Annotated in this window: 13 protein-coding genes; 12 read left to right on the forward strand and 1 reads right to left on the reverse strand. The window is 37.2% G+C overall.

Features of this window, described 5'->3' with window-relative positions; all coding sequences use genetic code 11:
* Window positions 1-266: 266 nt before the first annotated feature.
* The 4 genes from GQR44_RS08400 (at window position 267) to pyk (ending at window position 6,081) form a co-directional block, all read left to right on the forward strand.
* Entirely contained in the window at window positions 267-1,331 is a 1,065-nt protein-coding gene (locus GQR44_RS08400; RefSeq protein ID WP_166371214.1) for a glycoside hydrolase family 43 protein, read from the forward strand.
* Window positions 1,332-1,723: 392 nt separating this feature from the next.
* Window positions 1,724-3,214, forward strand: a complete 1,491-nt coding sequence (locus tag GQR44_RS08405; RefSeq protein WP_166371216.1) for a fucose isomerase — start codon at window positions 1,724-1,726, stop codon at window positions 3,212-3,214.
* A 78-nt stretch (window positions 3,215-3,292) separates the two neighbouring features.
* Window positions 3,293-4,315 (forward strand): aldose epimerase family protein, encoded by a 1,023-nt coding sequence (locus tag GQR44_RS08410; protein WP_166371218.1) that lies wholly within the window; start codon window positions 3,293-3,295, stop codon window positions 4,313-4,315.
* Between the two features lie 335 nt (window positions 4,316-4,650).
* The gene (gene pyk / locus GQR44_RS08415; RefSeq protein WP_166371220.1) at window positions 4,651-6,081 is read left to right on the forward strand and encodes a pyruvate kinase; all 1,431 of its coding nucleotides are present in this window, start codon (window positions 4,651-4,653) and stop codon (window positions 6,079-6,081) included.
* A 105-nt stretch (window positions 6,082-6,186) separates the two neighbouring features.
* On the opposite strand, the gene GQR44_RS08420 is transcribed toward pyk, so the two are convergent.
* On the reverse strand, window positions 6,187-7,401 hold the full coding sequence (locus GQR44_RS08420; RefSeq protein WP_277344368.1) for a DNA-binding transcriptional regulator: 1,215 nt from the start codon (window positions 7,399-7,401) through the stop codon (window positions 6,187-6,189).
* Between the two features lie 554 nt (window positions 7,402-7,955).
* Between GQR44_RS08420 and xylB the strand changes: the two genes are divergently transcribed.
* The 8 genes from xylB to ugpC (GQR44_RS08460) all read left to right on the forward strand — a co-directional run bounded on the left by xylB (window position 7,956) and on the right by ugpC (GQR44_RS08460) (window position 21,071).
* Window positions 7,956-9,407 carry a xylulokinase gene (gene xylB / locus GQR44_RS08425; RefSeq protein ID WP_166371224.1) on the forward strand — a complete coding sequence of 484 codons (1,452 nt, stop codon included), beginning with the start codon at window positions 7,956-7,958 and terminating at the stop codon, window positions 9,405-9,407.
* Window positions 9,408-9,484: 77 nt separating this feature from the next.
* A complete protein-coding gene (tal, locus tag GQR44_RS08430; protein ID WP_166371226.1) occupies window positions 9,485-10,438 on the forward strand; it encodes a transaldolase in 954 nt (317 codons plus the stop codon).
* A gap of 65 nt (window positions 10,439-10,503) precedes the next feature.
* The gene (gene tkt / locus GQR44_RS08435) at window positions 10,504-12,501 is read left to right on the forward strand and encodes a transketolase (RefSeq protein ID WP_346774336.1); all 1,998 of its coding nucleotides are present in this window, start codon (window positions 10,504-10,506) and stop codon (window positions 12,499-12,501) included.
* A 485-nt stretch (window positions 12,502-12,986) separates the two neighbouring features.
* Complete coding sequence (locus GQR44_RS08440; RefSeq protein ID WP_166371230.1) at window positions 12,987-14,378, forward strand: glycoside-pentoside-hexuronide (GPH):cation symporter; 1,392 nt, start codon at window positions 12,987-12,989, stop codon at window positions 14,376-14,378.
* 213 nt (window positions 14,379-14,591) lie between these two features.
* Window positions 14,592-15,680 carry a sn-glycerol-3-phosphate ABC transporter ATP-binding protein UgpC gene (gene ugpC, locus GQR44_RS08445; RefSeq protein WP_166371232.1) on the forward strand — a complete coding sequence of 363 codons (1,089 nt, stop codon included), beginning with the start codon at window positions 14,592-14,594 and terminating at the stop codon, window positions 15,678-15,680.
* A gap of 198 nt (window positions 15,681-15,878) precedes the next feature.
* Window positions 15,879-16,976, forward strand: a complete 1,098-nt coding sequence (locus GQR44_RS08450; protein WP_166371234.1) for a helix-turn-helix domain-containing protein — start codon at window positions 15,879-15,881, stop codon at window positions 16,974-16,976.
* A 170-nt stretch (window positions 16,977-17,146) separates the two neighbouring features.
* Window positions 17,147-19,513 carry a glycoside hydrolase family 3 N-terminal domain-containing protein gene (locus tag GQR44_RS08455; RefSeq protein WP_166371236.1) on the forward strand — a complete coding sequence of 789 codons (2,367 nt, stop codon included), beginning with the start codon at window positions 17,147-17,149 and terminating at the stop codon, window positions 19,511-19,513.
* Window positions 19,514-20,024: 511 nt separating this feature from the next.
* Window positions 20,025-21,071, forward strand: a complete 1,047-nt coding sequence (gene ugpC, locus GQR44_RS08460; protein ID WP_166371238.1) for a sn-glycerol-3-phosphate ABC transporter ATP-binding protein UgpC — start codon at window positions 20,025-20,027, stop codon at window positions 21,069-21,071.
* The last annotated feature ends 3 nt before the right edge of the window (window positions 21,072-21,074 follow it).

Genomic DNA, 21,074 nt, shown 5'->3' on the forward strand with positions numbered 1-21,074 from the left:
CCCTTTTTTACGAGTCAATCTAAATCAAAGAGACTAAATAATATAATAGTAGTAAAAATCATAGGAATTTTAATCTTTCTTACCCTTTGGTTTATTTCTTTACCGTAATTTCAACCCAATCAAGCTAGCTTCGTCGATAAATTCAAATATAAGTCACAGAAACTAAAAAACATAAAAGAAGTGAAAGTTATCGGAAATTTAACCTTAGCTAGCCTTGGATATACTCCGTTATAAATCAATTTCAATAACTTTATGAGTAAAATGCAATGAATAAACAAGATATTAAAGAACAAAATCTAAGCGATGCAGAAGTCGTGACTAAACGAGATCTTGACCGTGCAAATTCGTTAAAACCGATCTCCTCGCCACTTGTTACACATATTTACACCGCGGATCCTTCTGCACATGTATTTAATGGCAAGATTTATATTTATCCATCTCATGACGTTGAAACAGGTAAACCATTAAATGATAACGGTGATCATTTCGATATGAAAGATTATCACGTGATTTCACTCGATCGTCCGTTTGGTAAGTCGACTGATCATGGTAATGCACTTGACGTAAAAGATGTGAAATGGGCTGAACGTCAAATGTGGGCGCCAGATGCAGCTGAAAAAAATGGTAAATACTACCTATACTTTCCGGCTAAAAATTATGATGGTGTATTTCATGTAGGTGTTGCTGTCGGTGATGCGCCAGAAGGGCCTTTTGTTGCACAAGACACACATATCGAAGGAACATTTAGTATTGATCCTGCAGTATTTCAAGATGATGACCAACAATACTATATTTATTTTGGCGGGCTATGGGGCGGTCAACTACAAAACTGGCGTGACGTAGAATTTGGTGAAGAAAAATATCCTGCAGATAATGAACCTGCTCTATTACCTCAAGTTGCTAAATTATCTGAGAATATGCTTGATCTTACTGAATCTGCTCGTAGTATCGAGATTTTGGATGAAAATGGCGAGTTAATTTTGACAGGTGATACGGATCGTCGCTATTTCGAAGGCCCTTGGCTACATAAACATAATGATACCTATTACTTCTCTTACTCAACGGGGGATACTCACAAAATTGTTTATGCTACTAGCAAGTCACCATATGGTCCATTTACTTATCAAGGCGTCATTTTAGCGCCTGTTTTAGGTTGGACAACCCACCACTCGGTTGCTCAGTTCGAAGGGAAATGGTATCTGTTCTACCATGACTGTTCGTTATCTGGTGGCCAAACACACCTGAGAAACATAAAAATGACAGAGTTAGTACATAATGAAGATGGTTCTATTCAAACTATTCTACCATATGATAACGAAGCTCAAATATAGCATTGTTAAAAACTCAGGTTCATTTTAACCTGAGTTTTTAAACTGGATTAGATGTATAAATTTTTTTGTTTTATCAAATATTAATTTCCGATAGATAAAACTTAATTATTCCATAAAACCCTGATCAATATCATCTTTGTGTTCGTTTGCAGTGAACTCTTTATTGATGCCTGTGTGATTTTAAGTTGTTGAAGTATAAGGTATTTCTTCTTGTTCTGGCGCTTTTTATTTTATTTTTAAAAGCAATTTTATTTATATAATAAGTGTTTTTGTGATCTTGTTTGTTAAAACAAAATAACAGAATTAACTTGTTATTTTTCACAATTTTTTTTCTATTTTAAATCGTCATAGTGTCCTTATATTAATTAATCACAATTATTCGGAGCAACATTATGATCAATATTCCACAAGTAAAACTAGGTATCGTGGCTGTAAGCCGTGACTGTTTTCCTATCACTCTTTCTGAGCAACGTCGTAAAGCAGTTGTTAAATCATGTGCTGAAAAAGAAATTAGCGTTATTGAGTTAAATACGATTATCGAAAATGAAAATGACATGCTAAAAGCATTAGCTGAAGCAAAAGAAGCTGGCATTAACTCATTAGTTATTTATCTTGGTAACTTTGGACCTGAAGGCCCTTTAACACAAATGGCGCAACGTTTTGATGGCCCTGTTATGTTTGTTTCTGCAGCAGAAGAGTCAACTGCATGCCTTGCTGATGAGCGAGGCGATGCGTATTGCGGTATGTTAAATGCCTCATATAGCGCAGGTTTGCGTAATATTCGCCCACATATTCCTGAGTATCCAGTGGGTACACCAACAGAAGTTGCCACAATGATTGGTGAGTTTGTACCTGTAGTGCGTACTATATTAGGCCTTAAAGGTCTGAAGATCTTTAGTTTTGGTCCACGTCCACAGGATTTCGTTGCTTGTAACGCACCTATCAAGGCGTTATTTGACCTTGGTGTTGAAATCATGGAAAACAGTGAACTTGACCTTTACGACCTATACCTTGAGGCTGCGGGTCATAAAGATATTCCTGCAATTATCGCCTCTATGGAAGCAGAACTTGGTGATAACAACCCATATCCTGATCTACTGCCTAAGCTTGCACAATATGAAGCCGCATTACTTGATTTCCATAAAGCGAATCTTGGAGCCTCAACGTTTGGTGTATTTGCTAATAAGTGTTGGCCTTCATTTGAAAAATTCTTCGGCTTTGTTCCATGCTTTGTAAATGCACGATTAGCTGAACGTGGTATTCCTGTTGCTTGTGAAGTGGATATTTATGGTGCGCTTTCTGAGTACATGATCACCTGTGCAACAAATTTGCCAGCAACGTTACTAGATATCAACAACTCAGTGCCAACGGATATGGTTGAAGCAAATGCTGAAGTGATGGGTAACTACACTGCAAAAGACCTATTCATGGGGTTCCATTGTGGTAACACTGCATCTAGCTGTATGAAAAATTCTCAATTGCGTTTCCAAAAAATCATGCACAGCCTGATGGAGCCAGGTAAAGCACCAGATATCACACGTGGGACACTTGAAGGTCAAATCAAGCCTGGAGAAGTAACATTGTTCCGTTTGCAGTCAACTGCAGATACCAAGCTCCGCGCTTATGTTGCTCAAGGTGACATTCTGGATATCGACCCACAATCATTTGGTTCTATCGCAGTCTTTGCTATTCCTGAAATGCAGCGTTTTTACCGCCATGTATTGATTCAAAAGCGTTATCCGCATCATGCCGGCGTTGCCTTCGCTAATGTTGGTAAAACAATGTACCAAGTACTGAATCTGCTGGGAGTAACAGATATTGATTACAATCAACCAGCAACAGAGCGTTACCCAAATGAAATTCCTTGTATGTTCTTAAACTAAGACCACAGTACTAAAAAATAATAAACCAAAGTGCATGGTATTAACCTCATGCACTTTTTTTATGAAAAGGATCAAGTCATGACGCAAACAGTTAAAAAAGCATGGGGGGATTTTCATCTATACTCCCTAAAAAACACGCAAGGTACTCAAGTTGATATTTCACAGCTTGGTGCCACCATTGTTAATTTTTTTGTCAATGATAAAAACAACCAGCGACAGAATATTGTTTTGGGGTTTAAGCAACCTCAAGATTACTTGGCTACCAAAGCTTATATTGGTAGCGTTGTCGGGCCATGGGCAAACCGAATTGCTAACGGTAAGTTTCCACTAAATGGTAAAACAATTGAGCTTGAATTAAATGAAGGTAACAATCATCTGCACGGCGCTTCAATCCAGCTAGACAAACAGCGCTGGACAGTTGAATCTTTTAACCAACAAGAGATTTGCCTAGCAATCAAAACGAAAGAGGGTGACGCGGGTTATCCTGCAAATATCAACTTTACCGTTAAGTATGCATTAAATGATGACAATGAGCTTTCTGTTGAATATGGCGCAACCACTGATAAAGGTGTACCGATTAATGTAACGCAACATACTTATTTTAATTTATCAGGTTGTCATGGGAAAATTGTCGACCACTCTGTCGTGATTGTTGCAGATCATTATTTGAAAATTAATGAACAATCTATTCCAATTAGCAAAGAATCTGTTAGCGAAACGGCAATGGATTTACGCACCAAAAAAGTCATCCAAGAAGGCATCACTGCGAATGAGCAACAAATAAAATTAGTGAATGGTTACGATCATTGTTGGTGTTTAAATCAAGAAGAATTTGCTTTAGCTGCTCAAGTTAATTGTGAATTTACAGGGTTACAATTGGAGGTCTACACCGATCAAAATGCCATTCAGTTTTATACCGGTAATTGGTTATCGGGAGAAATTGGGCGGGAAGGTAAAGCTTATGATGCTTATTATGGATTATGCCTTGAAACACAACACTACCCTGATCAAGTGAATATGCCGGAGATTGCACAAGCTTGTATTTATTCCCCACATCGTCCTTATTCGCACAAAACCGTTTTTAAAATAACACGAAGTTAATTGGTTCTAAATGGAGCAATGGTTTTTTCATCGCTTGGTTATAGATAAATACAATATCGATATTAAATTTCTTAGAGTAGGGAGGTATATCAAAAATGAAAATAGGCGGCTAAAAAACCGTTGAGTGATACTTTTTTAGATAAAAATATCATATCAATTGCTATCTCAACACACTAGCCCAAAGGAATGTGCAGAGTCTGATATTTTTAATGCAAAGGCTCAAATAATAATATGTAGAGAGTTTGGAAAATAGTTAAACCGTCAAGTTTCGAATTCAGAATAATTAAGCTTCTTAGTCTGATTAGAAATTAAAATTACTTTAACAGGAATATATTATGTTACGACGTACCAAAATTGTTACGACTTTAGGACCTTCTACAGACCGTGATAATAACCTTGAAAAAATTATCGTTGCGGGAGCAGATATGGTTCGCATGAATTTTTCACATGGTGAACCTGCAGATCATATAAAACGTGCTAAACAGGTACGAGAAATTGCTGCTCGTTTAGGAAAACAAGTGGCTATTATGGGGGATTTACAAGGCCCTAAAATTCGTATATCCACATTTAAAGATAAAAAAATTCAATTAGTTATTGGTGACCAATTTATTCTAGATAGTGACATCCAAAAAGGTCAGGGTGATCAGCAAGCTGTTGGTCTTGATTACAAAACATTACCGCAAGAGGTGACCTCAGGTGATGTTTTATTACTTGATGATGGCCGAGTTCAATTAGTTGTTGAAAAGGTTATCGGTAACCAAGTCCACACGACGGTATCGATTGGTGGATTCTTATCTAATAATAAAGGTATTAATAAAAAAGGGGGGGGATTATCAGCCGCCGCATTAACACCTAAAGATAAAAAAGACATCATCACTGCTGCTGAAATTGGTTGTGATTACCTTGCCGTGTCTTTCCCTCGTAATGGTGAAGATATTCATTATGCACGCCGGCTTGCAAAAGAGGCTGGCTGCCATGCCAAAATAGTCGCTAAAGTAGAACGTGCTGAAGCAGTAGAAACTCAGGAAGCGTTAGAAGATATTATCCTCGCTTCTGATGTTGTTATGGTCGCTCGTGGTGATTTGGGTGTAGAAATTGGTGATGCACGTTTGGTAGGCGTACAAAAAAATATGATCCGAACAGCACGTCGGTTAAATCGAGTCGTTATAACCGCAACACAGATGATGGAGTCGATGATCTCTGCTCCAATGCCAACAAGAGCAGAGGTAATGGATGTCGCAAATGCAGTATTAGATGGCACTGATGCAGTAATGTTATCAGGTGAAACAGCCGCAGGTGATTATCCTGTTGAAACGGTTAAAGCGATGAGTGAAGTTTGCCTCGGTGCAGAAAAGCATCCAAGTATTAATATTTCAAAGAACCGTATGAATTATATGTTTAATGATCCAACTGAAGCATTGGCGATGACTACAATGTTTACAGCTAATCATACAATGGGTATCAAAGCGATTATTTCCTTAACAGCTTCGGGGACGACACCTTTATTAATGTCACGTCTTAGCTCTGGTTTGCCTATTTTTGCACTTTCAAGTAATACTCAAACGTTGAATTATTGTGCATTATACCGTGGAGTAATACCGATTAATTTTAATTCGACGACCACTAATAATGATGTGTTTACACGCAATGCAATTGAAATATTACAAGAAACGGGATACTTAAATAAAGGAGAGCTTGTATTAATTACTCATGGTAATGAACACTATGCAGGCTCAACCAATACCTGCAAAATAGTTGAAGTATAAGTTTCAACTGCCCTTAATAATATAAAAATGCTTCTAAGTAAGAAGCATTTTTTAAAATCATTCAGGAAATTTGGCTGCTTATTTTAATCATTATTCTCAATACTGTTAGATTGAATAACTAACATGCTTAATTCGATAATCCTTTGGCGTAATACCGATATCTTTTTTAAAGACAGTATACATGTACTGTAATGATGGATAGCCACATAAAACTGGGACATCTGCAATCGAAATATCAGTAGAAGCTAGTAATTCACAAGCGCGTTTTAGTTTTGAGTTATGTATTTCTTGATGTACTGAATGTCCTCTTTCTTCTTTAAAACGTATTTCCAGATTAGATCTGGAAATTCTCAACGAATCTAAAACTTGATCAACTTTAATTCCGTTATAAGCATTATTACGAATATAGTGCATCGCTTTAATCACATAAGGGTCTTTAATAGCTTGAAAATCACTGCTTTGTCGTTCAAATACCTCCACTGCAGGAACCAGAATTCGAGGATACTTAACATCTTTTGTTTGGCCGGCTTCATTTACATCAGGTGACTCTAACTCGACCAAGTGTTTATGTAATAATTGCGCTGCAGAATACCCCATTGACTTACAGGCTTGTCCTACAGAACTTAATGAAACCCTTGTCAAATAACGTGTTAACTCCTCATTATCAATACCAATAATTGCGATTTGATCGGGTACCATCAGGTTAAGATGATCACACAATTGAAGTAAATGGCGAGCTCGCGCATCCGTCACCGCTATAATGCCGATAGGTGTTGGCAAACTTTGTAACCAGTCGGCTAATCGGTTCATATCATACTGCCATGTTTGTGGTGCAGTTCGGTGCCCCCGATATACTGAACTATAATACCCTTCACGATTTACAATATGGTTAAAAGCTTTTTCTCTTTCACTCGCCCAACGGGTTTTATTATCTTCAGGTAGTCCGTAGAAAGCAAAGTGCTCTAATCCTTTGTCCTTTAAATGATGAAATGCGGTATTAACCAAATTAACATTATCTGTCGCAATATAAGGCACGTCGGGATAGTTTTTTTCATTTTCATAAGAGCCTCCAATCCCAATAACCGGAATCGATAAATGAGATAATAGTGATTCAATTTCTGGGTTATCCAAATCTGCAATAATACCATCCCCAATCCAGTCATGAATATTTTCAAGGTTAGTACAAAAATCTTCTTCAAAGAAAATATCCCAATCACATTGAGTTGCTTGTAAGTATTCGCCAATCCCTTTAATTATTTGACGATCATATGCTTTATTAGCATTAAACAATAAAGTAATACGGTAATTATTTTTCATCAGGAAGACCCTTAATTAAATTGATTACAGCCACAGCATTTAAAAAACATGTGGAGGATAAAATACAAAGGTCTAGTCTTTAATTTACTAAAAATATAGTGACCTTTATTTTGTCAGCCTAGGTATTGTGAAAATATTTAGATAATAGGAAGTTAAGAATAAAATTAATAACGAAGCTGGCATTAATTTGATTAAATACAAACGATCATGAAGTCAATGGATTAGTTCATCGTTTGAACGAAAAATCTTACTACACTAAAATATGAAATTAACCCTTATTTAAAATCTAAAGGGGTGGTGTTGAGTAATATCGCTGCCCCCATCCTCTTGTTGGCAATATTAATGTTTTTAATATAGCAATACGAAGCCTAACTGATTATCGCCTGCTATCTTTGTGATCAAGGGCTCAATCATTAAATCAGTGAAAGACGGTATCAAAAAACGTAATTGTAGATATGTAAGGCATACGAGTATCTTTTCTAAAGAAAAGCGTATTTCACATTGGGAGACTTGCTCTCTCTATTATGAAACATTTAATTAAAGAAAAGGAACGTTGTATGTTTATTGGTATTGACCTTGGAACCTCTGGAGTTAAGGCCATTCTACTTGATAAAAGTGGGCTTATTTTAGGAACAAAAACTGTTCCATTATCTGTTTCTCGACCTGCAGCATTATGGTCAGAGCAGGATCCTCAAGAATGGTGGAGTGCAACAGACCAAGCAGTTAAAGAGTTAGCTAAAGATATCGACCTATCTCATGTAATTGCAATTGGTTTGGCGGGGCAAATGCATGGTGCTACGCTATTAAATGATAACGGTGAAGTACTTCGTCCCGCTATTTTATGGAATGATGGCCGTTGTGCTGCCGAATGTCTTGAAATTGAACAGTTAGTGCCAAATAGTAGAGAGATTACCGGCAATATTATGATGCCGGGATTTACTGCTCCAAAGCTTAAATGGGTGCAAAAAAATGAGCCAGAGTGCTTTGCTAAGATAGCTAAGGTATTGTTACCAAAAGATTATATACGTTACCGCATGACCGGTGATTTTGCATCAGATATGTCAGACTCCGCCGGAACAATGTGGTTAGACGTAGCAAAACGTGATTGGAATGATGAGTTACTAGCTGCTACAGGACTAACTCGTGAACAGATGCCTAAATTGTATGAAGGTAGTGACGTTACTGGCGTTTTATCAAAAGAGATTGCTAAAGCATGGGGTATGGCTTGTGTGCCTGTTATTGCAGGTGCAGGTGATAATGCTGCTGGTGCAATTGGTGTTGGTATTACCCAACCAGGTCAAGCAATGCTTTCATTGGGTACATCGGGTGTCTATTTTGCAGTCACAGACGGCTTTGCTGCTAATCCTGAGTCAGCATTACACACTTTCTGTCATGCACTACCAGCTTCTTGGCACTCTATGTCAGTAATCTTAAGTGCGGCTTCTTGTTTAGATTGGGTGGCAAAACTAACAGGGGCAGCAAGTGTTCCTGAGATGCTTGCTGAAGTTGAAGCCGAAGCTGCTGCAGATTCAGATGTTATTTTCCTTCCATACTTATCGGGTGAGCGTACTCCACACAATAACCCGCACGCTAAAGGCGTGTTTTTTGGCATGACACATGAAACAAAGCGCCCAGAGTTAGCGAAAGCGGTATTAGAAGGTGTTGCATTTGCCTTTGCTGATGGTTTAGATGCGTTACATGCAACGGGTAATGAACCAGATGAGATTTCGTTGATTGGTGGTGGCGCACGTAGCCCTTATTGGCGTCAAATGCTCGCAGACGTGTTCAATAAAAAACTTGTTTACCGTGCTGGTGGGGATGTCGGTCCTGCACTAGGTGCTGCACGTCTTGCGCATTTAGGTGCAACGGAAAATGCAAAAATTGAAGAAGTATGTCCAGTACCAGGATTAATTCAAACGCATAGTCCTAACAGCGAAAGCCATGCTAGCTATTCAGTTAAGCGAGAAACATTCCAAAAACTTTATGTTCAAGTAAAAGATCTTTTTTAAATCCATATTCCTACTAATATTTGGCATTACTTTGTAATGACAAATTCGTAATATAAAAACTATAGAGAGCGAATAAAATGAGTAATCAATTAGAACAACTGCAAAAATTAACCACAGTCGTAGCAGATACTGGTGATATTGAAGATATTAGAAAGTATCAGCCAGAAGATGCAACAACTAATCCTTCTCTAATTCTTAAAGCCGCTCAGCTTAAAAGCTATGCACCGCTTATTGAGTCTTCAGTTGCTTATGCAAAAATGCAAAGTGAAGATCAAGCTCAACAAGTCATCGATACTAGTGACATGCTTGCCGTTAATATAGGTAAAGAAATTCTAAAAGCAGTGCCTGGACGCATTTCAACTGAAGTTGATGTTCGTCTTTCATACGATACAGAAAAAACAGTATTAAAAGCGCGAAAACTTATACAAATGTACAATGATGCCGGCGTTACTAACGATCGTATTTTGATTAAAATAGCATCGACTTGGCAAGGTATTCGAGCTGCTGAAATTTTAGAAAAAGAAGGTATCAACTGTAATTTAACACTTTTATTCTCATTTGCTCAAGCGCGTGCATGTGCTGAAGCAGGGGTTTACCTTATCTCGCCTTTTGTTGGTCGAATTATGGATTGGTATAAAGCAAAAGAAGGTCGTACTTTTGAAGCCGTAGAAGATCCAGGTGTTATTTCTGTAACTAATATTTTCAACTATTACAAAGACCATGGCTATAAAACCGTTGTGATGGGAGCAAGTTTCCGTAACCTTGGTGAAATTACTGAGCTAGCTGGATGTGATCGTCTAACAATTAGCCCTGCTTTATTACAAGATTTAAGCGAATGTAACGAGCCACTAGTTGCAAAACTTCTAGATAATGGCGCAACTAAAGCACAACCTCAAAAAATAACTCAATCAGAGTTCCTATGGGAACATCAACAAGATCAGATGGCATTTGATAAGTTAGCTGAAGGTATTCGTGGCTTTGCTGTCGACCAAGTGAAATTAGAAGATATGATTTTAGGCTATCTCGCCTAGACACTACAGCAATATAACGATTAAAAATAAATAGTATAAATAATTAAAATTTTTAAAATAGGAATATTATGAATCGCAAACCGTTAGCAAATGCCATCCGCGCATTAAGCATGGACAGTGTACAAAAAGCCAATTCAGGTCACCCTGGTGCACCGATGGGCATGGCAGATATTGCAGAAGTTTTATGGAGAGATCACTTAAACCATAATCCAACTAATCCAGATTGGTTAGACAGAGATAGATTTGTTTTGTCTAATGGTCACGGGTCTGTACTACTTTATTCATTATTACATCTAAGTGGTTATGACTTATCTATTGAAGATATGAAAAGTTTCCGTCAATTACATTCTAAAACGCCAGGTCATCCTGAATATGGTTATGCACCAGGTATTGAAACAACAACGGGTCCACTAGGACAAGGTATTGCTAATGCTGTTGGTATGGCAATGGCAGAACGTTCACTTGGTGAGCAGTTCAATAAAGAAGGTCACGAGATTGTAGATCATAACACTTACGCATTTATGGGTGACGGTTGTATGATGGAAGGTATCTCTCATGAAGTATGTTCACTAGCCGGTACATTAGGTCTTGGTAAACTAACGGCATTTTGGGATGACAACGGTATATCAATTGACGGTGAAGTTGAAGGTTGGTTCTCAGACGATACACCTAAACGTTTTGAATCATACGGTTGGCATGTTATTCCAGCTGTAGATGGTCACGATCCTGAAGCTATTAATGCAGCTATTGAAGCAGCTAAAGCAGAAACAGGTAAACCAACACTTATTTGTACTAAAACAATTATTGGTTTTGGTTCTCCAAATAAAGCTGGGACGCACGATTGTCACGGCGCACCTCTTGGTGCTGAAGAAATTGCAGTAACTCGTGAAAAACTTGGTTGGGAGCATGGTCCTTTTGAAATTCCGTCGGAAATCTACGCTCAGTGGGATGCGAAACAAGCAGGCAAAATTAAGGAAGCAGCGTGGGATAAGAAATTTGCAGCTTATGAAGCGCAATATCCTGAGCTGGCAGCTGAATTCAAACGTCGCGTAAGTGGTGAACTTCCTGCTCAATGGGAAGAAAAATCAAGCGCTATTATCGCTGATCTTCAAGCAAAACCTGCAAATATTGCCTCACGAAAAGCATCTCAAAATGCACTTGAAGCATTTGGCGCAATGTTACCAGAATTCATGGGTGGGTCTGCAGATCTTGCTCCCTCAAATCTAACTATGTGGTCTGGTTCTAAATCATTAACGCAAGAAGATTTCTCAGGTAACTACATCCATTATGGTGTGCGTGAGTTTGGTATGACTGCCATTATGAACGGTATCGCGTTACATGGTGGTTTTGTTGCTTACGGCGCGACATTCTTAATGTTTATGGAATATGCGCGTAACGCAATGCGTATGGCCGCACTAATGAAGATCCAAAACATTCAAGTGTATACACATGATTCAATCGGTTTAGGTGAAGACGGTCCAACGCATCAACCCGTTGAGCAAGTTGCATCACTTCGTCTAACACCTAACATGAGCACATGGCGCCCATGTGACCAAGTTGAGTCTGCAGTTGCTTGGAAATATGCGATTGAACGTAAAGATGGTCCTACATCACTTATCTTCTCTCGTCAAAACCTTGAACAGCAGCCACGTGATACTGCACAGGTAGCAAACATTGCTAAAGGTGGTTATATCCTTTTAGATTGTGCTGGTAAACCTGACATTATCTTTATTGCAACGGGTTCTGAAATTGAGTTAGCTGTTGCTTCTGCTGCAAAATTAACGGCTGAAGGCAAAAAAGTACGTGTTGTTTCTATGCCTGCAACAGATCTGTTTGACAAGCAAGATGCTGCATACCGTGAATCTGTTTTACCTGCTGACGTAACTGCACGTGTTGCAATTGAAGCTGGTATTGCTGATTTTTGGTATAAATATGTTGGTTTGAATGGTCGTATCATTGGTATGACAACATTTGGTGAATCTGCACCTGCAGATGAACTATTCAAAATGTTTGGTTTCACCATTGAAAATGTTGTAAACAACGCAAAAGAGCTTTTAGTTTAAATTAGTTAATATTGATAGCTAAAATCGCTAATAAATAACCTTTTGTGAAATAAACTATTTTGCAGAAGGTATTTTTTTAACTACCCACAATAAAACATATCAATGAATAACTCACTCCGATGGGGCCTTTTTGTTTTCTTTCATTATCTTTTGATAAGAAAAAACTGATAATTCTTTTCTAATTTTCTATCATTTTAAATATGGTAACCGCAGTTATATCTCCATTTAACTCATGAATTGCTATTACGAAATATCGTATTAATGTTTATATTTTTATTGTTCCCCCTACCTTTTTAAATAACTTTGAAATACATCACGCTTATATAACTTATTGATTTTAAATTATTATCTTGTTATTTGTGTACTTAGATCTCATATAATAAATATCGTAACGCTATTGTTATTTATCGCAAATTTATTATGTTAATTAATAAGACAGAATGGATTCAGTAAATAGAATTAGTCAAATTATCTTGGAGAATGAAATGAATATAATTCGGTTGTCAGTGAAAGAAAAGATTGCTTATGGTCTTGGTGATATGGGATGTAACTTTGTTTGGCAGACAGTTATGCTTTTTTTAGCCTACTTTTATACGGATATATATGGGTTATCACCTGCACACATGGGAACGATGTTCCTATTAGTTCGTTTTATAGATGCGGTCACGGATCCCATTATGGGTTCTATCGTTGATAGAACTAAATCAAAACACGGTCGCTATCGCCCTTATCTACTATGGATAGCTATCCCATTTGGCTTTGCTTGCATGCTTGCATTTTATACTCCTGATGTCGGAGAAACAGGAAAGATTTTTTATGCGTATGCTTCTTATATATTCTTAACGCTAATGTATACCGCGATTAATGTACCTTATTGTGCAATGGCTAATGCATTAACCAATGATTCACAAGAGCGTACTTCCTTACAATCATACCGCTTTGCATTGAGTACTGCAGGGGGATTAGTGGTTGCGATGGTAGCACTTCCTCTGGTTGATCTTATTGGAGAAGGTGATGTTCAGAAAGGTTATTTAGGTGCAATGGCAATAATGGGCGCTGGTGCAATTGCTCTCTTTTTTTACAGTTTCGCTAATGTAAAAGAACGTTTTGTCGCAGAGAATGAAGAACAATCATCGGTATTTAGTGATTTGAAATTGTTATTCAAAAATAATCAATGGCGCGTATTATTCATCCTGAATGTACTATTGTTGGCGGGCGTTGTCTTAAAAGGCGCCTCAACTATGTACTACGTCAACACTGTAATGGGACGCGCTGATCTTGCAACTACATTCATGGTTGCTGGGATGATTGCTAATATTATTGGTGCTATAGGTTCTGCTCCTTTATTGGGACGTTTTGAGAAAGCTGCTGTATATAAAGTACTTATAATTATTTCTGGCATATTATCTGCCGCTTTATACTTCGTTGAACCGACCAGTGTTTATATAATATTCATGCTTGTCATTGTGTTAGGCATTGTACAGATGAGTACTACTCCTATTTTATGGAGCATGATGTCAGATATCGTAGATTACGAGAAAACACGTAGTAACCGGTCTTTGAGTGGCATGGTATTTTCAACTAACCTATTCGCCATTAAGTTGGGTATTGCTCTAGGTGGTGCATCTGTTGGGTGGATCTTGGCGGGTGCTGGTTACGTTGGGGGAGCAGAGACTCAGTCATCAGCTGCAATTACTGCAATCAATTTACTCTATACCATTATTCCTGGGATTATTTTTGTGTCTCTTGCCGTCGTTATATCATTTTATAAGCTTGATAATAAAAAGTTAGCTCAGATTAAAGCTTTATTAAAGCTGGCTAAAGAAAAAAGTAGTGATGAATATGAGGGTGCCCGTGTCAGAGGACAAAGTTATTAAGCTTGTCAGTTAAACAAAATGTGAGCTGATTTATCCAATTGATTTATCGTTATTTGTCTACTAAAAACATAATCTAGTGGATAAAACGATAAATCAGGAGGAGCGAATACTGGTGATGTTAATCAGATATTTAAACGACAAGTTGGTCAGAAATACGCTTTTTAAAGCATTAAATATCAATGTATTAATCATAGAAATAAGGTAGAAATAATAATGGCTGCAGTAGAATTTAAAAATATAGACAAAATTTATTCAGGCAATACGCAAGTAGTTAAAAACTTTAATCTAAAAATAGAAGATGGTGAATTTATTGTATTTCTTGGTCCTTCAGGCTGTGGTAAATCTACTACATTACGTATGCTTGCAGGATTAGAGGAAATTTCTGCTGGTGAAATTATTATCGGCGATGATGTGATTAATAATATTGAGCCTAAGGATAGAAATATTGCGATGGTCTTTCAGAGCTATGCTTTATATCCACACATGACTGTATATGAAAATATTGCTTTTACATTAAAATTATCTGGATTAAGTAAACAACAGATTAGAGATAAGATAAGACCTATAACGGATATGTTACAACTCACGCCATTATTGGATCGTAAACCACGCGCATTGTCTGGTGGACAGAGACAGCGTGTTGCTATGGGAAGAGCGATGGTGCGTACTCCGGAAGTATTCTTATTTGATGAGCCTCTTTCAAATCTTGATGCAAAATTGCGTAATTCAATGCGTCGTGAAATTAAACGACTACATAACAAGTTACAAAAGACCACCATTTATGTTACGCATGATCAGGTTGAGGCGATGACATTAGCTGATCGAATTGTTATTTTACGCGATGGTTTCATTGAGCAAGTTGGTACCCCAGAAGAGATTTATCAAACGCCTGCAAATGAATTTGTTGCTGGTTTTATTGGCAGTCCAACGATGAATCTGATTCAAGGTAAAATCAAAAAATCTGGTGAAGGGTATATCGAACTTGAAGGGCAACGCCTTCCATTACCAGTGAAAGATATTACAGTATTAGAAGATCAAAATGTTTTAGTCGGCATTAGACCGTGTGATATACATTTAACCGCTGAACTACTTGAGTATCCCTTTACGATTAAAGTCAAAGTACAAACATGTGAATTATTGGGATCTAGCATACATATAGAAACAAAATTAGGTGAATATACTTTAACCGTAGAAACACCATCATCTGATTTAATAGAAGAAGGCCAAGTCATTGACCTTTATATTGATAAGTCAAAAATACACATTTTCGACTCAAAATCGGGTGATGCAATCGTGGCATAACTAAGATTATTATATCACTCTGATAAAGTGTGGTGTTGTAACCTTGTTATAAGCACTTAATTTTAAATGAATAGAGAAAAGAAAAGTAAGGTAATGTTTTATTAGATTGCTTTATTAATTCTGGTTGAATTATTGAATATCATATCAATTCATTTTCTAGTTACTATTAAACGCTCTAAACTTATGGATGAGATCTTTATGGCTAAATTGTTATTGTTAATTGATACGATGTTTTATTACGACAGAGAAGTATTGAAAGGTATTAAAGCTAAAGTAGATGAATGTCAGTTAAAATTATCTATTCATTTAGAGTCGATTGATAATGTGGCTGATATACTTTCTCAGCATTGGGACTATGTGATTGCAGATTTCGATAAACCGGATGTTCATCGAGTCATTCCTCGTTTAAAGAGTAATGTGCTTATTTACTCTAGTTATTCAATCGCACTCGCTCCTGAATCAGTGTCAACATTAGTGAACGATAATGAACAGTTCGCTAACTTGGCGTTGGGGCAATTTATCCAAAATGATATTTCGAATGTCACATTTTATATGGCCCCTAATGAAGTTAATGCAGGTTGGGCAAACGAAAGGCAACAATGCTTTGAAAAAAATGCAGCGTTATTGGAATTAAATTACTTCAATGACGTAAAAGAAGCTGTGTCCTTGCAACAATTTCCGTTAGGCGTTTATTGCTCTTCTGATCGTTCAGCAAGGAAGTTAGTTAACTTTTGTATGGGAAAAAATATTACAGTGCCCAATCAAGTATCAATTATCGGTACAGACTATGATGATGCAGAGCGAGCTATTTCCCCTTTACCTTTGAGCTCTGTAAATATTGATCCTTACCAACTTGGTCAACGTTGTGTTGAGGTTCTACTTAAAGCGAAGCGATTCAATAAGATAGTACATGAAAAGTATCAACCGATAAATTTAATTAATGAAAAGTCTACTGCGGTAGAAAAGAACCAAGATGACATTGTTAATAAGGCTCTTTACTACTTATATAATAATTTCCACCTTAATATAAAGGTACAGCAAGTTATTGATTTTTGTAGGGTTTCTAGAAAGACATTAGATAATCGATTTATTGCTTGTAAAGGGGTAACTGTTCATTACTATCTATCTAGTTTACGCCTCAAAAAGTCAAAAAAATTACTTATAAATAGTAAAGATTCAATTGAATCTATTGCTTTGCAATGTGGTTACCCTAACCAAAGTTACCTATATCAAGTCTATAAAAAACAATTTGGCTACACGCCTTGTGAATATCGTAAAAGCTTTGGCCTCATTTAATGTAGTTGAATGGTTTTTAGTTAACCGATGATGAGTACCACCATATTATTGTGATATTTGGTTAGTGTATTTACTAATTTGGCAATTGTGCCGAAGGTCTACATTTAATTTTTTAAAATAATTCATATTAGCCTCTTTTATTGTAACTGTTTATTAATAAGAGGCATTATATGAGTATTTATAAAAACCCGAATTGTACGATTCAAGAAAGAGTTAATGATTTAATTAGCCAAATGACTCTAGCAGAAAAGATAGCGCAGTTAGGTGCACAGTGGTTAATCTTAGATCCCAATGGCGAACATCATGATCGCGAACTAGAAATGGCAGAAGCTGGTAATCGTAAATCAATTGATGAGCGACTAAAGCATGGCTTAGGACAAATCACTCGACCTCTTGGTACTCACCCTGTTTCTGCTGAAAAGGGAATTAAAGCGCTCAATCAACTTCAGAAATATTTATTAGAAAAAACACGTCTTGGTATTCCAGCAATGTCTCATGAAGAATGTTTAGTGGGATTGATGGTAAAAGGGGCAACGCTATTCCCTTCCTCACTAAATTATGGTCATACTTGGAACCCAGAACTTATTGAAAAAATGGCAGGGGTTATTGGTCAGGAACTTCGTCAAGTGGGGGCTCATCATGGGCTTGCACCTGTGCTGGATGTCTCTCGCGATGTACGCTGGGGAAGAACAGAGGAAACATTAGGCGAAGACCCATATCATGTGGGGGTTCTTGCCACTAGTTTTGTCAAAGGGCTACAGAGTGAAAAACGTGATGTATTGGCTACATTAAAACATTATGTGGGGCATTCATTTAGTGAAGGTGCTCGAAACCATGCACCGGTTCACCTCGGTTTTAAAGAACTAAACGATACATTTATGTTGCCCTTTGAAATGGCGGTTAAGTTAGGTAACGCAGGTTCAGTGATGCCGGCATACCATGATATTGATAATGAACCTTGCCACTCATCTGAATATTTACTGACTACTGTTTTACGAGATAAATGGGGTTTTGACGGTTTGATTGTCGCTGATTACGGTGGTCTGGAACTATTAGTTTCTCACCATGGAGTAGCTGCAGATCGAGCGGAAGCAGCAGCACTCGCTTTTAATGCAGGGTTAGATATCGAACTTCCAGATGATGCTTGTGGTAGTCATCTACAAGATGCTATTGAGCGAGGACTTATTTCAGTTAAAAAAATTGATGAAATTGTTGAACGTATATTAAAGGTTAAATTTGAGCTGGGTTTATTCGAAAACCCTTATTGTTCAGAAGAAAAATTTCAACTTAAAACACAAAAATCCAAAGAAATTGCTTACCAAGTTGCTTCCCAATCTCTCGTTTTATTGGAAAATGACGGAACACTTCCACTTACTACAGATAAAAAAATAGCGGTTGTGGGTCCGACTGCTGATGATCAACTTGCGTTGCTTGGTGGCTATAGTTTTCCTATTCATCTTATTATTAGCAATATGGAAGAAGATTCAAAAGTCTCAAAAACAATTCTAGAAGCTATTCAAGAGCAGTTTGCAAACGTTTCATATCATAAAGGATGTGACATATTGACAGAGCGTCATGCAAACGCCCCTGTTTTTCCTGGTGATGTTGACCTAGCTATGGGGCAAAAATCAGAATCGTCAGTATCGAAAGATACTAGTCAAATTTCTGCTGCAGCAGCTGTTATAGCGGATGCCGATATTGCATTAGTTTGTGTCGGAGACTTAGCTGGTTTATTCCAAACTGGCACAGTAGGAGAAGGTTCTGATACAGATAGTCTTGACTTGCCTGGTGTACAACAAGCATTAATTGATGCAGCCATTGCGACAGGAAAACCGGTTATCATTCTAGTGACAGGTGGGCGTCCCTATAATCTAAATGGGGCAGAAGAGAAAGCAGCAGCTGTTATTTTTGCTTGGGCTCCAGGGCAAGAAGGTGCTGATGCTATTGTTGATATTGTGACAGGTAAACAGTCACCCTCAGGTCGTTTGACATTATCTATTCCAAAAAATGTAGGCGCAGTTCCTTATTATTACAACCATAAATTAAAGAGTAGTGGTACTCCGATAGCCTACCATTTTGGTGCTAAATATAATTTTGGTTATGGTTTGACCTATACAAAATTTGACTATCAAAAAATCTCTATAAAAAAACACTCTGTAGATATCGATGGAGCGATCAACGTGGCGGCTTTGATAAAAAATACTGGATTGGTAGATGGCTGTGAAATAGTACAGTTGTACGTCAAAGATAAACAATGCTCTTTGGTGAGACCTATTCGTGAATTAAAAGGTTTTAAAAGAGTAGATATAAAAGCAGGTGAATCTAAATTTATTAATATCACATTACCAGTTGACATGCTTAATTTTACTGACAATCTGCATCGTCGCATTGTAGAACCAGGTGAATTTGAAATTATGATCGGTCGTTCTGCAACTGACATCATCTTTAATGAAACCGTCAGAGTAACAGGAAATATCAAAGTGTTACCCAAATATTGGACAATGCTGTGTGACGTTGAAGTTAACACTCCCTCATAAATCATAAACTCAAAAATGTTGACGGCAATACATTAGAAAAAGCATTTTAGTCAATATCTTCTATTAAATCCTTCCTACAAAAACCGAATAAAGGCTTATTCGGTTTTTTTAAATACTAAGTTAATCAACCTATAAATTAATAACCGCTTATGCTATTTGTAAAATTATAGGGAGCGTTACTTGGCTGTAAAACTAGTTTTCGGGGAGTGATTCGTCATTTTTCTCTAGCCATAACTAGTTACTTATTTAATGCTTTGCTTACATAACATTTTATGAATATAAGTAATCAGCCATATTTACCTTAAGAGAATTCTCACCACTGTTTCAGAGCCTAGGTAGACGTAGATCACATGTCAGTTTAGGGGACTCAAGACTTAGATCACAAATCAATATTCGACAGTAAAATTACACAATTAACATACCAATTATAACAAAGCTATCTACCATTTTTCTATAGATAATGCCTCCAATGCTTATTTTGGGCAACTTAAGACTACTAAAGGTAATTGGTATGGCATCTGTACAATTTAGTAATTTAGAAAAAAATTATGGCACTACACCAGTAGTGAAAAAAATTAACCTGGAAATTGAACATGGAGAATTTATTGTTTTACTCGGGCCATCAGGTTGCGGTAAATCAACGACATTAAGAATGCTCGCGGGCTTGGAAAGTATTTCTGGAGGAGATATTTATATTGGTGATGAATTGGTCAATGACCTTCATCCAATAGAAAGAAATATTGCGATGGTATTCCAAAGTTATGCACTATATCCACATATGACCGTGGCACAAAATATCGGTTTTAGTCTTGAAAATTTAAAAGTAGAGAAAAGCCTAAGAGAGACAATGGTACGTGATGTTGCTGAAGTGCTTGAGCTAACCCCTTTGTTAGACAGAAAACCGAAAGATCTCTCTGGTGGTCAAAGACAGCGTGTTGCGATGGGCCGAGCGATGGTTCGTACTCCTGAAGTCTTTTTGTTTGATGAGCCGTTATCAAATCTCGATGCTAAATTGCGTGGTCAAATGCGTAAAGAAATTAAAGCATTACATCAAAAAGTTCAGACCACTGTTATTTATGTAACCCATGATCAGGTTGAAGCAATGACTTTAGCCGATAGAATTGTGATCCTTAACCAAGGAAAAATAGAACAAGTAGGCCGTCCTAAAGAGATCTTTGATGCGCCCAAAAATGTATTTGTTGCAAAATTTATCGGTGCACCTGAAATGAATATATTCGCTTTGTCTAATGAACAAATGTTTAGCGATTTCGAGCTATCCAATATTAATCACAGCGGAATGTCGATAGGTATAAGACCACAAAATCTCTTTTTAAATAAAAAAGAAGTAAAAGGCGATCAAATATCATTTATTGATGCCGAGGTAACTGGTACTGAACTACTTGGATCAAGTTTGCACATTGAGTGTAAATATCAAGATAAGAAACTTGTTGTAGAGACTGCAACTATCGATACATCCATTAAAGGCGATATTCGGTTGTACTTTAACAAAACACAAACCCATCTATTTGACCAAAATAGTAACACTATCCCACGCTAAGGA

This window comes from Psychromonas sp. SA13A (assembly GCF_011378715.1).
GTDB lineage: Bacteria > Pseudomonadota > Gammaproteobacteria > Enterobacterales > Psychromonadaceae > Psychromonas.